The 13,229-nt window shown below is 70.6% G+C and carries 12 protein-coding genes; 8 read left to right on the top strand and 4 right to left on the bottom strand.

Going from position 1 to position 13,229, the window contains the following annotated elements; all coding sequences use genetic code 11:
- Positions 1-13 precede the first annotated feature (13 nt).
- Both rpsB and tsf read left to right on the top strand, forming a co-directional pair.
- Positions 14-1,021: a 30S ribosomal protein S2 gene (rpsB, locus tag VJ976_RS04465; RefSeq protein ID WP_324098911.1), complete on the top strand. Its 1,008-nt coding sequence runs from the start codon at positions 14-16 to the stop codon at positions 1,019-1,021.
- 36 nt (positions 1,022-1,057) lie between these two features.
- Complete coding sequence (gene tsf, locus VJ976_RS04460; protein ID WP_324098908.1) at positions 1,058-1,894, top strand: translation elongation factor Ts; 837 nt, start codon at positions 1,058-1,060, stop codon at positions 1,892-1,894.
- Positions 1,895-1,976: 82 nt separating this feature from the next.
- Here the strand turns inward: tsf and nadC are convergent, their stop codons facing one another.
- The 4 genes from nadC to VJ976_RS04440 all read right to left on the bottom strand — a co-directional run bounded on the left by nadC (position 1,977) and on the right by VJ976_RS04440 (position 6,432).
- A complete protein-coding gene (nadC, locus tag VJ976_RS04455; RefSeq protein ID WP_324098907.1) occupies positions 1,977-2,825 on the bottom strand; it encodes a carboxylating nicotinate-nucleotide diphosphorylase in 849 nt (282 codons plus the stop codon).
- The gene (locus tag VJ976_RS04450; RefSeq protein ID WP_324098906.1) at positions 2,822-4,348 is read right to left on the bottom strand and encodes an L-aspartate oxidase; all 1,527 of its coding nucleotides are present in this window, start codon (positions 4,346-4,348) and stop codon (positions 2,822-2,824) included. Before VJ976_RS04450 ends, nadC begins: the two co-directional genes overlap by 4 nt.
- Positions 4,345-5,337 (bottom strand): quinolinate synthase NadA, encoded by a 993-nt coding sequence (gene nadA, locus VJ976_RS04445; RefSeq protein WP_324098905.1) that lies wholly within the window; start codon positions 5,335-5,337, stop codon positions 4,345-4,347. The genes VJ976_RS04450 and nadA overlap by 4 nt, the downstream gene beginning before the upstream one ends.
- A 135-nt stretch (positions 5,338-5,472) precedes the next feature.
- Entirely contained in the window at positions 5,473-6,432 is a 960-nt protein-coding gene (locus VJ976_RS04440; RefSeq protein ID WP_324098904.1) for an NUDIX hydrolase, read from the bottom strand.
- A gap of 130 nt (positions 6,433-6,562) precedes the next feature.
- Between VJ976_RS04440 and pyrH the strand changes: the two genes are divergently transcribed.
- The 6 genes from pyrH to dxr are packed head-to-tail and all read left to right on the top strand — an operon-like array spanning position 6,563 to position 13,225.
- Positions 6,563-7,342, top strand: a complete 780-nt coding sequence (gene pyrH / locus VJ976_RS04435; RefSeq protein ID WP_324098903.1) for a UMP kinase — start codon at positions 6,563-6,565, stop codon at positions 7,340-7,342.
- A 58-nt stretch (positions 7,343-7,400) separates the two neighbouring features.
- Positions 7,401-7,967, top strand: a complete 567-nt coding sequence (gene frr / locus VJ976_RS04430) for a ribosome recycling factor (RefSeq protein ID WP_324098902.1) — start codon at positions 7,401-7,403, stop codon at positions 7,965-7,967.
- A gap of 6 nt (positions 7,968-7,973) precedes the next feature.
- Positions 7,974-8,870: a phosphatidate cytidylyltransferase gene (locus VJ976_RS04425; RefSeq protein ID WP_324098901.1), complete on the top strand. Its 897-nt coding sequence runs from the start codon at positions 7,974-7,976 to the stop codon at positions 8,868-8,870.
- Between the two features lie 18 nt (positions 8,871-8,888).
- On the top strand, positions 8,889-10,055 hold the full coding sequence (gene rlmN / locus VJ976_RS04420; RefSeq protein WP_414693563.1) for a 23S rRNA (adenine(2503)-C(2))-methyltransferase RlmN: 1,167 nt from the start codon (positions 8,889-8,891) through the stop codon (positions 10,053-10,055).
- Between the two features lie 12 nt (positions 10,056-10,067).
- Positions 10,068-12,017, top strand: a complete 1,950-nt coding sequence (locus tag VJ976_RS04415) for a propionyl-CoA synthetase (protein ID WP_324098910.1) — start codon at positions 10,068-10,070, stop codon at positions 12,015-12,017.
- A complete protein-coding gene (gene dxr / locus VJ976_RS04410; RefSeq protein WP_324098899.1) occupies positions 12,014-13,225 on the top strand; it encodes a 1-deoxy-D-xylulose-5-phosphate reductoisomerase in 1,212 nt (403 codons plus the stop codon). The genes VJ976_RS04415 and dxr overlap by 4 nt, the downstream gene beginning before the upstream one ends.
- The last annotated feature ends 4 nt before the right edge of the window (positions 13,226-13,229 follow it).

Raw genomic sequence — 13,229 nt, 5'->3', positions numbered from 1 at the left:
GCGAGACCTCGGCATGGCCGTCGTCACCATGCGCCAGCTCCTGGAGAGCGGCGTCCACTTCGGGCACCAGACCCGCCGGTGGAACCCCAAGATGAAGCGCTTCATCATGACCGAGCGCAACGGCATCTACATCATCGACCTGCAGCAGTCGTTGACCTACCTCAACGAGGCCTACGACTTCGTCAAGGACACGGTCGGGCACGGCGGCACCATCCTGTTCGTCGGCACCAAGAAGCAGGCTCAGGAGTCCATCGCCGAACAGGCGACCCGAGTCGGGATGCCGTACGTCAACTACCGCTGGCTCGGCGGGATGCTGACCAACTTCAGCACCATCTCCAAGCGGCTCACCCGCCTGAAGGAGCTCGAGGAGATCGACTTCGACGATGTGGCCGCGTCCGGTCGCACCAAGAAGGAGCTGTTGATGATGCGCCGGGAGAAGGAGAAGCTCGAGCGCACGCTGGGCGGCATCCGGGACATGAACCGCGTCCCCTCGGCCGTCTGGGTGGTCGACACCAAGAAGGAGCACCTGGCCGTCACCGAGGCGCGCAAGCTCGGGGTTCCGGTCATCGCGATCCTGGACACCAACTGCGACCCGGACGAGGTCGACTACAAGATCCCCGGCAACGACGACGCCATCCGCTCCGTCACCTTGCTGACCAAGGTGGTGGCCGAGGCCGTGGCCGACGGGCTGATCTCTCGCTCCGCTGGAGCATCCGCCGCCGACGGTGCCGCCGACGAGCCCATGGCCGAGTGGGAGCGTGAGCTGCTCGCGGGGGGCGGGGCCGCGGAGGCTGCCGACCCGGCCGCACCCGCGACCGCCACCGAGCCCAGCGAGGCTCCGGCTGGAGCCGAGATCAGCGAGGAGATCACCGCTGTCGAGGACGCTGACGCGGCCTCACCGGCCCCGGGAGCACCCGACGACAGCGCGGTCGTTCCTCCGGCCTCCACGGAGGAGGCGGCCGCGTCGGCACCCGATGCCGCCGCGGAGACGCCGGCCCCGGCCGACACCCACGCTTCCTGACCCACCCCTGCCCAGCAGAAGGAGAAACGCACCACGATGGCGAACTACACCGCCGCAGACATCAAGGCGCTCCGGGAACAGACCGGCGCCGGCATGATGGACGTCAAGAAGGCGCTCGACGAGGCCGACGGCGACACCGACAAAGCCACCGAGCTGCTGCGCGTCAAGGGGCTCAAGGGAGTCACCAAACGCGAAGGCCGCTCGGCCTCCAACGGCCTGGTCCGCGTCGACATCACCGACGGGGTCGGCACCCTGGTCGAGGTCAACTGTGAGACCGACTTCGTCGCCAAGGGCCCGAAGTTCGCCGAGCTGGCCGACCAGGTCCTGGCGCAGGCGGTCGCCGTCGGCGCTGCCGACGCCGCTGAGCTGCTCGGCTCGGAGATCGACGGGCGCCCCGTCCAAGAGGTGCTCGACGAGGCGAACGCCACGATCGGCGAGAAGATCGAGGTGCGCCGCGTGGCCCGCGTCGACGCCGGCGAAGGTGGCTCAGTCGTGTCCTACCTGCACAAGACGAGCCCCGACCTTCCGCCCCAGATCGGCGTGCTGGTCGCGACCCGCGGCGGCGAGGACGGCTTGGCCCGTGACATCGCGATGCACGTCGCGGCCTTCAGCCCCACCGTGCTGACGCGGGAGGAGATCGACCCGGAGACGGTGGCCGCCGAGCGCCGGATCGCGGAGGAGACCGCCCGCGAGGAGGGCAAGCCCGAGCGGGCCATGCCCAAGATCGTGGAGGGCCGCGTCAACGGGTTCTTCAAGGAGAACGTCCTGTTGGACCAGGCGTTCGCCAAGGACTCCAAGAAGTCCGTGGCTCAGGTCGCCCAGGAAGGTGGCGTGGAGGTCACTTCGTTCGCCCGGGTCAAGGTCGGGGTCTGACCGACCCGACACGCGCCGGAGAAGGCCGGGCCCGTCACGGGTCCGGCCTTCGTCGTGCTGTGGAGCGCTCGACCCGGCGAGCTCAGGCCTCGTCCAACCCCAAGTCGAGCACGGGAGCGCTGTGCGTGACCCATCCGGCCGAGACCAGGTCCACGCCGGCCTCCGCCAGCGCGGGGGCCAGCGCAGCGGTGACTCGGCCCGAGGCCTCGACGGTCATCCGGCCACCGACCATGGTGACGGCCTGAGCGGCCAGGACCGGGTCGAAGTTGTCGAGCAGGACCGCGGTGACCGGGTCGTCGAGCACCCGCGCCAGCTGCTCCAGAGAGTCGACCTCGACCTCGATCGGCATCAGATGGCCGGCGGCCCGCTTGGCCCTGTCGATGGCGGCCGCGACGCCGCCGGCCACCGCGATGTGGTTGTCCTTGACCAGGATGGCGTCGTCGAGCCCGAACCGGTGGTTCACCCCGCCACCGGCTCGCACGGCGTACTTCTCCAGCGCACGCAGCCCCGGCGTGGTCTTCCGGGTGCAGCAGACGCGCGTCCGGGTGTGCGCGATCGCGTCGGCGATGCCCGCCGTGGCCGTGGCGACTCCGCTCAGATGCCCGAGGAAGTTCAGCGCCACACGCTCGGCGGTGAGAATGGAGCGGGCGGCGCCCTCGACGAGGGCGACCGTCGCGCCGGGAGAGACGCGCTCACCCTCGTCGGCCATGGCGTCGAAGCCGACCGCCGGGTCGATCAGGGCGAACGCGCTCCGGGCCGCCGGCAGGCCCGCCAGCACTCCAGGCTCACGGGCCACGATGGCGAACCGGGCCCGGGTCTCAGCGGGCACGATCGCCTCCGAGGTGACGTCGCCAGCCCGGCCCAGGTCTTCGACCAGGGCTGCGCGCACGGCGGTCTCCAGCATGACCCCGGGCGGGGGGGCCAGCGTCATACCGCGCTCCCCACGTGCGCCTGCAGGTCCTCCAGACAGGCCACGGTGTGCTGGGCCACCTCTGCGGGACGGGGGTAGTCCTCGCGCAGATGACCACCTCGGCTCTCCCGTCGATGTAGGGCGCCGTGGCAGACCAGCAAGGCCACCAGCTCCTCGTCGCGCAGACGTTCGACATCGGTTCCAGCGCGACGGCTCAGCAGGTGCACCGCGTGAGCGAGGTCCTGCTCGCGGCGCACCACGCCTGCGCAGCGGCTCATCATCTGACGCAGCTGTGACCGCTCCTCGGCGGTCGCGGCTGGGGGCACCATCTCCGCGCTGGGTCCTGAGACGACGGAAGGATCGACGGCCTGCGGTTGGTCGAGGTCGGCCGCCACCCATCCGGCGCAGACCACGGCCTCCAACAGCGAGTTACTGGCCAGTCGGTTCGCCCCGTGCAGGCCGGTGCTCGCGACCTCACCCACGGCCCACAGACCGGGTACCGAGGTACGACCCCGGCGGTCGACCTCGACGCCACCGCACTGGTAGTGCGCCGCGGGGTGGATGGGGACGAGCTCGGTCGAGGGGTCGATGCCCGCTCTCCGGCATGCGCGGTCGATCCCGGGGAAGAGACTGCGGAAGCGGTCGCCGATCGCAGCTCGTGCGTCGAGGAACACCTCGCCCCCCTCTCGCAGCTCGGCCCAGACCGCCCGGGAGACCACGTCGCGCCCGGCGAGTGGGTCCCCCGGCAGTGGCTGGCCGTGAGCGTCGACCAGGGTCGCTCCCTCCCCCCGCACCGCTTCGCTGATGAGCGGCATCGGGTCCATCCCCGCATGCAACGAGGTGGGATGGAACTGCGCCATCTCCAGGTCGCGCAACCGCGCCCCTGCGCGGGCGGCCATGGCCAGGCCCTGGCCACGGGCGCCGAGAGGGTTGGACGTGTGCTGCCACAGGGCGCCGTACCCTCCGGTCGCCAGCACCACCGCGGTGGTCGGAACCACCTGCTCACCGGACGCGGTCTGCACCTGCACACCGCTCACCGCTCCGCTCTGCGGGTCGGTCAGGACTCGCACCGCGCGGCTGTGCTCCCACACGGTCACCGAGTCGGTCGCGCGGACCGCCTCGGTGACGGCGCGCAGCACCTCCGCACCGCTCCCGTCGCCACCGGCGTGCACGATGCGTCTGCGGCTGTGCGCTCCCTCCAGGCCCAAGCGGAGCGCACCGGCCGCGGTCCGGTCGAAGCGTGCTCCGAGGTCGGCCAGCCGCCGCACCGCTACGGGGGCAGCCGCGGTGATGGCCCGGACCATCTGAGGGTCACACAGGCCGGCGCCGGTAGCCAGGGTGTCGGCGGCGTGCAGGTCGGGAGAGTCCTGGGCCCCGATCGCCGCCGCGATGCCTCCCTGAGCCCACCCCGTCGCCGCCTGGGTGCCGAGCCTTCCCGTGGTCAGGACGAGGCAAGGGCGCGGCGCCAGGTTCACCGCGGTCATCAGTCCGGCCAGGCCGGCACCGACGACCACCGGTAGACCGCCGGCCTCCGCCCGCCTCATACCTCGAGCATGCGAGTCACCGCGGAGCGGGCCCGCGCAGCCACTGCGGCGTCGATGCTCACCTCGTGCGTCAGCGTCTCCAGGCTCGCCCGGATGGTGACCAGTGAGTTGCGCTTCATGTGCGGGCACATGTTGCACCCACGGACGAACTCGATCTCGGGGTGCTGGGCGGCGATGTTGTCGCTCATGGAGCACTCCGAGACCAGAGCGACACGCTCGGGCCGCTCGGTGCCGACGTAGTCGAGCATCTGGGCCGTGGAGCCGGACATGTCGGCCTCCTCGATCACCTCCGGGGGGCACTCCGGGTGTGCGATCACGACCGCGCCCGGGTGGTCCGCCCGCAGCTGGCGCATGTCGCGCGCGGTGAAACGCTCGTGGACCTCGCAGTGTCCGGCCCAGGTGATGACCTCCACGCCGGTCTGCCGGGCGACGTTCTGCGCCAGGTACTCGTCGGGGATCATGATGACCCGCGGGACCCCGAGCGACTCGATGACCCGAACGGCGTTGCCGGAGGTGCAGCAGATGTCACTCTCGGCTTTGACCTCTGCGGAGGTGTTGACGTAGGTCACCACCGGGACCCCGGGGTGGGCCAGCCGCAGGGCGCGCACGTCCGCGCCGGTGATCGACTCGGCCAGCGAGCAGCCCGAGCGCAGGTCGGGGATGAGCACCGTCTTGTCCGGGTTGAGCAGCTTGGCCGTCTCGGCCATGAAGTGCACGCCGGCCAGCACGATCACGTCTGCTTCGACCGACTGGGCCTCCCGGGCCAGAGCAAGGGAATCGCCCACGATGTCGGCCACGCCGTGGAAGATCTCAGGAGTCTGGTAGTTGTGAGCGAGGATGACGGCGTTGCGCTCGGACTTGAGGCGCTGAATCGCCTCGATCTCAGGCGAGAAGACTGACCACTCGACCTCGGGGACCACATGGCGCACCGACTCGTAGAGCGCGTCGGTCGGGACGAGGACGGGGGACTGGAACTGGGATGGGGCCATGAGGGTTCCTCCTGGTGGCACCGGACGGGGCACTCCTTATGCTACGTATGAGCATATTCAGGGCTTCGACCCTATATGCTCACGATGAGCATGACAAACCCGGCCCCAGCATCGGCGGTCAGCGGTAGCGCGGGTTCAGCGGGTACGGACGACCGGCAAGGTGGTGCCGGCCGTACCGCGCTCGTCGAGCACCTCGCGTCGGAACGCGTAGAGCTTGGCGGGTCGCCCGCCGGTGCGACTGTCGGTGCGGCCGGTGTCCTCGACCAGGTCCTGCTGCGTGATGAGCCGGCGGAAGTTCTGCTTGTGCAGGGTCTGGCCGGCCAGGGCCTCGACCACCCCCTGCAGCTGACCGAGGGTGAAGGCATCGGCCATCAGCTCGAAGACCACCGGCCGGTACTGGATCTTGGCCCGGAGCCGCGCGATCCCGGTGGCCACGATGCGCCGATGGTCATCCTGCATCGGCCATCCGGGCGTGGGCTCGGCGGATGGGTCGGCAGACTCCGGCAGCAGGCCCGCCTCGTAGAGCAGCTCGTAGCGCTGCAGGGTCAGCTCCGGGCGCCATGGTCTGCCGTCGAGCGCGAAGCTCACCGCACACCGCAGGCGGCGCTGTCGCCCGGCGGCGTCCGGGGCGGTCCCCGCCCAGCGCAGCAGTCGCCGCTCGATCTCGGCGCGGACCTCGTTGCGACCCTGGCGCGCGTCCTCCCAAGGGAAGAAGTCGTAGAAGCCGCCCCACTGCGACAGAGCCGACGTAGCCCGCGTCAGGCCCAGGTAGGACACCGAGATGGTCCGGTCCTCGCCACCGGTGCGCCCCGGGTCGGCGAAGGTGTAGAGCTGCTCGACGTACCCCAGTGGCAGCTCCGTCTGCTGCTCGACCCAGGCCCTCAGGCCGGTCTGCAGCGAGCGATGGTCGCTGCGCAGCGGACCGGAGGGGAGCCGCACGCCGTCAGCGGTCGTGAGCACCACCGGTCGGTCTCCGGACATCGAGACGATGACCGCCACGAGCTCGGTGCTGACCCGCTGGCGGTGTTGCTCCTGCGCGCGCACCGGTGCCGTGCCCGTTGGCGGCGGGTGCGGTGACAGCGGATCGGCAGGCATGGCGCCATCATGCCCGCTGACCGGCCGCTTCGGGGTGAGCCGCCCGAGCGCGCGTATGGGAGGATGCGCAGCGACGACGCGACGACGCGTTGATGCCTCCACGACGACCGTTTCCGCCCGGAAGGCTCCGATGACCCACGCCGAGATCGACCAGGACCACCCGGAAGCCGACGAGGCCCAGCCGCGTCGCGTGCTGCTCAAGCTGTCCGGGGAGGCCTTCGGGGGCGGCAGGATCGGTGTCGACCCCGATGTCGTCCGGGGCATCGCCCGACAGATCGCCGTCGCCGCCCGCGAGGGTGTGCAGGTGGCGGTGGTGATCGGAGGGGGTAACTTCTTCCGCGGGGCGCAGCTGCAACAGCGCGGGATGGAGCGTGCCCGTGCCGACTACATGGGGATGCTCGGCACGGTGATGAACTGCCTGGCCCTGCAGGACTTCTTGGAGAAGGAAGGGGTCGCCACGCGCGTCCAGACGGCGATCACCATGGGTCAGGTGGCCGAGCCCTACATCCCTCGGCGGGCGATCCGCCACCTCGAGAAGGGACGCGTCGTGATCTTCGGCGCCGGCGCGGGGATGCCGTACTTCTCCACCGACACCGTCTCGGCGCAGCGGGCGCTGGAGATCAAGTGCGACGCGGTGCTCATGAGCAAGCACGGCGTCGACGGCGTCTACACCTCCGACCCGCGGCACGACCCGACCGCGGTGAAGCTGGACACGCTGACCTTCGACGACGCCTTGACGCAGAACCTCAAGGTCGTCGACGCCGCGGCGTTCAGCCTCTGCATGGACAACGGGCTGCCGATGCTGGTCTTCGGCATGGACGCCCCGTCGGACGGCGATGACACCGGCCCGGGAAACATCGCCTCGGCGATTCTGGGTGAGAAGATCGGTACCTTGGTCACGGAGGAGTGAACCTCGCGCCACCCCTGTTCGCGACCACCCACCGCAACGTCATACGAGGAGCCCGCACATGTCCGAGACCACAGAGATGGCCATGCTGGAGGCCGAGGACAAGATGACCAAGGCGCTGGAGGTCGCTCGCGAGGACATGTCCTCGATCCGGACCGGAAGGGCGCACCCGGGCATGTTCAGCAGGGTGCTGGTCGACTACTACGGCGCTCCCACGCCGATGCAGCAGCTGGCCTCGTTCAACGTCCCGGACGCGCGGACCATCCTCATCCAGCCCTACGACAAGTCGTCATTGCCTGCCGTGGAGAAGGCGCTGCGGGACTCCGACAACAGCGTCAACCCGAGCAACGACGGCAACCAGATCCGGATCATCATGCCGCAGCTCACCGAGGAGCGGCGGCGCGACTACATCAAGCTCGCCCGCACCAAGGGGGAGGACGCGAAGGTGTCGGTGCGCAACGTGCGGCGCCACACCAAGGATGTCATCGAGTCCTCGGTCAAGGACGGTGACATCGGCGAGGACGAGGGCAACCGGACCGAGAAGGAGCTCGAGGCGTTGACAAGAAGGTACGTCGACGCCATCGACGAGGTGTTGAAGCACAAGGAGGCGGAGCTGCTCGAGGTGTAGCTGCCGATGACCGACGACAGCGAGGGTTTCACCAGGCGCCGCGACTACCCGGCCGCCGCGGCTCGCCCTGCCCCCGCCGACCCTGCGGCAACGACCTCCCGAGCCGGCCGCGACCTGCGCGCGGCCATCGGCGTCGGCGTCGGGCTGGGTGCCGTCGTCCTGGCCACCCTGCTGCTGTCCAAGCCGCTGTTCGTCGCCGTCACCACGGTCGGCATCGTGCTGGGCGTCTACGAGCTCATCCAGGCCCTGCGGGCCGGGCGGATCGAGGCGCCGCCGGTGCCCACTCTCGCTGCCGCCGTCACCCTGATGCCCCTGGCCTACGTCGGCGGCACGGAGGCGCTGGCCGTGGGCTTCGCCTGTTTCTGCCTGGCGATCCTCGTCTGGCGTGCTGCCCTGGGGGCCGAACGTGCGGTGCGCGACACCGCCGGCGGGATCTTCATCACCGCGTACGTGCCCCTGATGTCCGGGCTGGCCGCCCTGCTTGTCTCGGAGGCCGACGGCGTGGCCCGGATCGTGGTCTTCATCCTGGTCACCATCTGTAGCGACATCGGCGGGTACGCCGTGGGCGTGATGTTCGGCAGACACCCGATGGCGCCGTCCCTGAGCCCGAAGAAGTCGTGGGAGGGCTTCGCAGGCTCAGTGCTGAGCTGCGTACTGGCCGGGGTGCTCTCCGTGGTGCTGCTGCTGGACGGTGCGTGGTGGGTGGGAGTGCTGCTGGGGGTCGCGGTGGCGTGCTTCGCCACCCTGGGCGACCTGGCGGAGTCGACCCTCAAGCGCGACCTCGGGATCAAGGACATGGGCTCGACACTGCCCGGTCACGGCGGCCTGATGGACCGCCTCGACTCCCTGGTGATGACCCTCCCGGTGACCTTCGCCATCCTCACCGCCTTCGTCCCCGCCTGACCCGGGGCACCTGCGAGGATGGGGCCCGTGCCCACGGACATCCCGGCCCCCACCAGCACCCCGCCCGCCCGGGGGGCCCTGACCTTCACCGCGCCCAGGCGTGGCAAGCCACCCCGCCACCTGGCCGACCTGGACCCCGCGGGGCGCCGCGACTGGGTCCGCGAGCTGGGCCATCCGAGCTTTCGTGCCGACCAGGTGTCCAGGCACTACTTCGACCGCCTGGTGTGTGACCCGGCCTCCATGACCGACCTGCCCGCGAGCACCCGCGAGTCCCTGGTCGCGGACCTGCTCCCCACGCTGCTGCACCCGGTCCGCAGCCTGTCCGCGGACCAGGGCGCCACGATCAAGCAGGTGCACCGGCTGCACGACGGAGCCATGGTCGAGTCGGTGCTGATGCGCTATCCGGGGCGCATCACCATGTGTATCTCCAGCCAGGCCGGCTGCGGAATGAACTGCCCCTTCTGTGCCACGGGGCAGGCCGGGCTGACCCGCAACCTGTCGACCGCCGAGATCGTCGAGCAGGTGGTCTCCGCTACCCGCACGCTGCGCGAGGCGAACGTCGACACGGCCGCGGGCACAGCGGAGGTACTGCGGGTGAGCAACGTGGTCTTCATGGGCATGGGCGAGGCCCTGGCCAACTACCGCGCCTCGCTGGGCGCCATCCGCCGTCTGGTCCAGCCCCCGCCGTCGGGGCTGGGCATGTCGGCGCGGGGCGTCACCATGTCGACCGTGGGCCTGGTCCCGGCCATCGACCGGCTGGCTGCGGAGGACATCCCCGTCACCCTCGCGCTGTCCCTGCACGCCCCGGACGACGAGCTGCGCGACGAGCTGGTGCCGATCAACACCCGGTGGAAGGTCGACGAGGCCCTGGACGCCGCGTACCGGTACTTCCAGCGCACCAGGCGCCGGGTGAGCATCGAGTACGCCCTGATCCGCGACATCAACGACCAGGCGTGGCGGGCCGACCTGCTGGGGCGCAAGCTGCGAGAGCGCGGCGCGGGCTGGGTCCACGTCAACCCCATCCCGCTCAACCCGACACCGGGGTCGAAGTGGACGGCCTCACGCCCGGGGGTGGAACAGCAGTTCGTGGAACGGCTGCTCGCTCACGGCATCCCGACGACCGTGCGGGACACGCGAGGCTCGGACATCGACGGTGCCTGCGGCCAGCTGGCCGCCACCGTGTAGCTCCGCTCAGGCCTGGACGGAGCCTGGTCCAGCCGCGACCATGAGCGGATGAGCGACTACCAGGACACCGTGCAGCGCAGCCTGACCGACCCCGAGGGGTTCTGGAGCGAGGCGGCGAAGCAGGTCAGCTGGGTCAACCGACCCTCCGCCACGCTCGACGGCGACCGGGCACCGCTGTACCGCTGGTTCCCGGGGGGGCGGCTCAACATGTGCTTCAACGCCCTCGACCGGCACGTCGTCCACGGCCGCGCCGACCAGACTGCGCTGATCTACGACAGCCCGGTGACCGGAACGCAGCGGTCCTACACCTACGCCCAGCTGCTCGACGAGGTGGCGCGGTTCGCCGGGGTGCTGCGAGGTCTCGGAGTGAACCAGGGCGACCGGGTCGTGGTCTACATGCCGATGGTCCCGGAGGCCGTCATCGCGATGCTGGCCTGCGCGCGCATCGGGGCCGTGCACTCGGTGGTGTTCGGGGGCTTCGCTCCCGCGGAGCTGGCCGCGCGGATCGAGGATGCCCGCCCGGTGGTTGTCGTCTCCGCCTCGTGCGGCGTCGAACCCACCCGCGTGGTGCCCTACAAGCCCATGCTGGACGAGGCCATACAGCGCTCGACCCATCGGCCCCAGGCCTGTGTCGTGCTGCAGCGTGAGCAGCTGCGCTGTGACCTGACCGAGCGTGACCTGGACTGGCACCAGGTCATGAAGCCCGGCGTGGTGGAGCCGGCCGGATGCGTGCCCGTGCAGGCCACCGACCCGCTCTACGTGCTCTACACCTCCGGGACCACCGGCAAGCCCAAAGGGATCGTCCGTGACACCGGGGGGTACGCGGTGGCGCTGCGCTGGTCGATGGAGCACCTGTACGGCCTGGCCCCGGGCGAGGTGTGGTTCTGCGGCTCGGACGTGGGCTGGGTGGTGGGTCACTCCTACATCGTCTACGGCCCGCTGCTGTTGGGAGCGACGACGATCCTGTTCGAAGGCAAGCCGGTCGGGACTCCCGACGCCGCGGCCTACTGGCGTCTCATCGCCCAGTACGGCGTCGTCGCCGCCTTCAGCGCCCCCACCGCGATGCGCGCCATCAAGAAGGCCGACCCGCGGGGGGAGCTGGCGCAGGGCCACGACCTGAGCTCGCTGCGCGCGTTCTACCTCGCCGGCGAGCGTCTCGACCCCGACACCTGGCAGTGGGCCAGCGACGTGCTCGGGGTACCGGTGGTCGACAACTGGTGGCAGACCGAGACCGGCTGGCCGATCGCCATCACCCCGGTCGCGTCCGCGTCGAGTGCGCTACCGATCAAGCCGGGCTCGCCCGGGCCGGCGACGGTGGGCTACGACGTGCAGGTCCTGGACGAGCACGGAGAGCAGGTGCCGGCGGGCACGGAGGGGGCCATCTGCATCCGGTTGCCCCTGCCTCCGGGGGCCCTGCCCACCCTCTGGGGCGACGACGAGCGTTTCGTCGACTCCTACCTGTCCGCCTACCAGGGCTTCTACCTCTCCGGCGACGGCGGGTACCTCGACGAGGACGGCTACGTCTTCGTCATGGGGCGGACCGACGACGTGCTCAACGTCGCCGGACACCGGCTGTCCACCGGGTCGCTGGAGGAGGCGCTCGCCGCCCACCCCGCGGTGGCCGAGTGCGCGGTCATCGGCGTGGCCGACTCCCTCAAGGGCCAGGTGCCGCGGGGCCTCGTGGTGCTCAAGGCCGGGGTCGACCTCAGCGAGCAGGGAGGGCTCGAGGCGCTCCGGGCCGAGCTGGTGAAGCGGGTGCGCGACGAGGTGGGCGCGGTGGCCTCCCTGCGCCGGGTGGATGTCGTGGACGCTCTGCCCAAGACACGCTCGGGCAAGATCCTGCGCAAGACGATGCGGCAGATGGCTGACGGCCAGGATGCCTTGGTCCCCAGCACCATCGAGGACCGCGGTGTCCTGGACGACTTGGGCCAGGTGCTGCGAGACCGCACCATGGAGCAGTGACCACGGCTCGCACTGTCGCCCTGTTGGGCTCGACCGGCTCGATCGGGACCCAGGCCCTGAAGATCATCGGTGAACACCCCGACCGTTTCCGCGTGGTCGCACTGAGCGCTCAGGGTTCGGACGTGGACGCCTTGGCCCGGCAGGCGGTCGCGCACCGGGTCGAGGTCGTGGCGGTGGCACGCCAGGACGCCGGCGATGCCGTGCGTGAGGCCCTCGGGGCGCAGGCCGACTCCGCGACACCCGCCACTCGCGTGCTGGTCGGCCCGGACGCGGCCACCGAGGTGGCCCAGATGGGGGCAGACGTCGTCCTCAACGGGATCACCGGGAGCATCGGCCTCCGCCCGACCATCGCCGCTCTGCGGGCCGGGAGCACCTTGGCCCTGGCCAACAAGGAGTCCCTCATCGTGGGCGGAGACCTCGTCACCCAGGTGGCCGGCCCGGGCCAGATCGTGCCCGTGGACTCCGAGCACAGCGCCATCGCCCAGTGCCTGCGCGCCGGCGCGCCCGAGGAGGTCCGGCGACTGGTGCTCACGGCCAGCGGGGGGCCCTTCCGCGGCCGCAACCGCGCACAGCTGCACCAGGTCACGCCGTCCGAAGCGCTGCGCCATCCGAACTTCGCGATGGGCAAGGTCATCACCACCAACTCCGCGACCCTGGTCAACAAGGGTTTGGAGGTGATCGAGGCGCACTACCTTTTCGGCGTCGGCTACGAGTCGATCGACGTGGTCGTCCACCCGCAGCAGCAGATCCACTCCATGGTCGAGTTCCGCGACGGCTCGACCGTCGCGCAGATGGGTCCTCCGCGGATGCTGGTCCCGATCGCGCTGGGCCTGTCCTGGCCGGACCGGCTCTCAGCCGTCGACGAGCCCTGCGACTGGAGCCAGGCCAGCAGCTGGGACTTCGTTCCCCTGGACGACGATGCCTTTCCCGCTGTGCAGCTCGCGCGCGAGGCCGGTCGCGCCGCCGGGACCAGGCCAGCGGTCTACAACGCGGCCAACGAGGCCTGCGTCGAGGCCTTCCACGCCGGGCGGATCTCCTTCCCCGCCATCGTGGACACCGTGGCCGAGGTGCTGCAGCGCCACGGCTCGGGGAACTCTGCGCAGACCTCCGCGGTTGACCAGGTGGACGACATCGAGCAGGTCCTCTCCGCCGACACCTGGGCGCGCGAGGCGGCCCGATCGGTGATGATGGAGGCAACCACCCGCTGAGCGC

Source organism: Ornithinimicrobium sp., assembly GCF_035267225.1.
Classification (GTDB): domain Bacteria; phylum Actinomycetota; class Actinomycetes; order Actinomycetales; family Dermatophilaceae; genus Ornithinicoccus.
The sequence above is the reverse complement of the archived record's forward strand: the minus strand, read 5'-3'. Positions and strand labels throughout refer to the sequence as shown.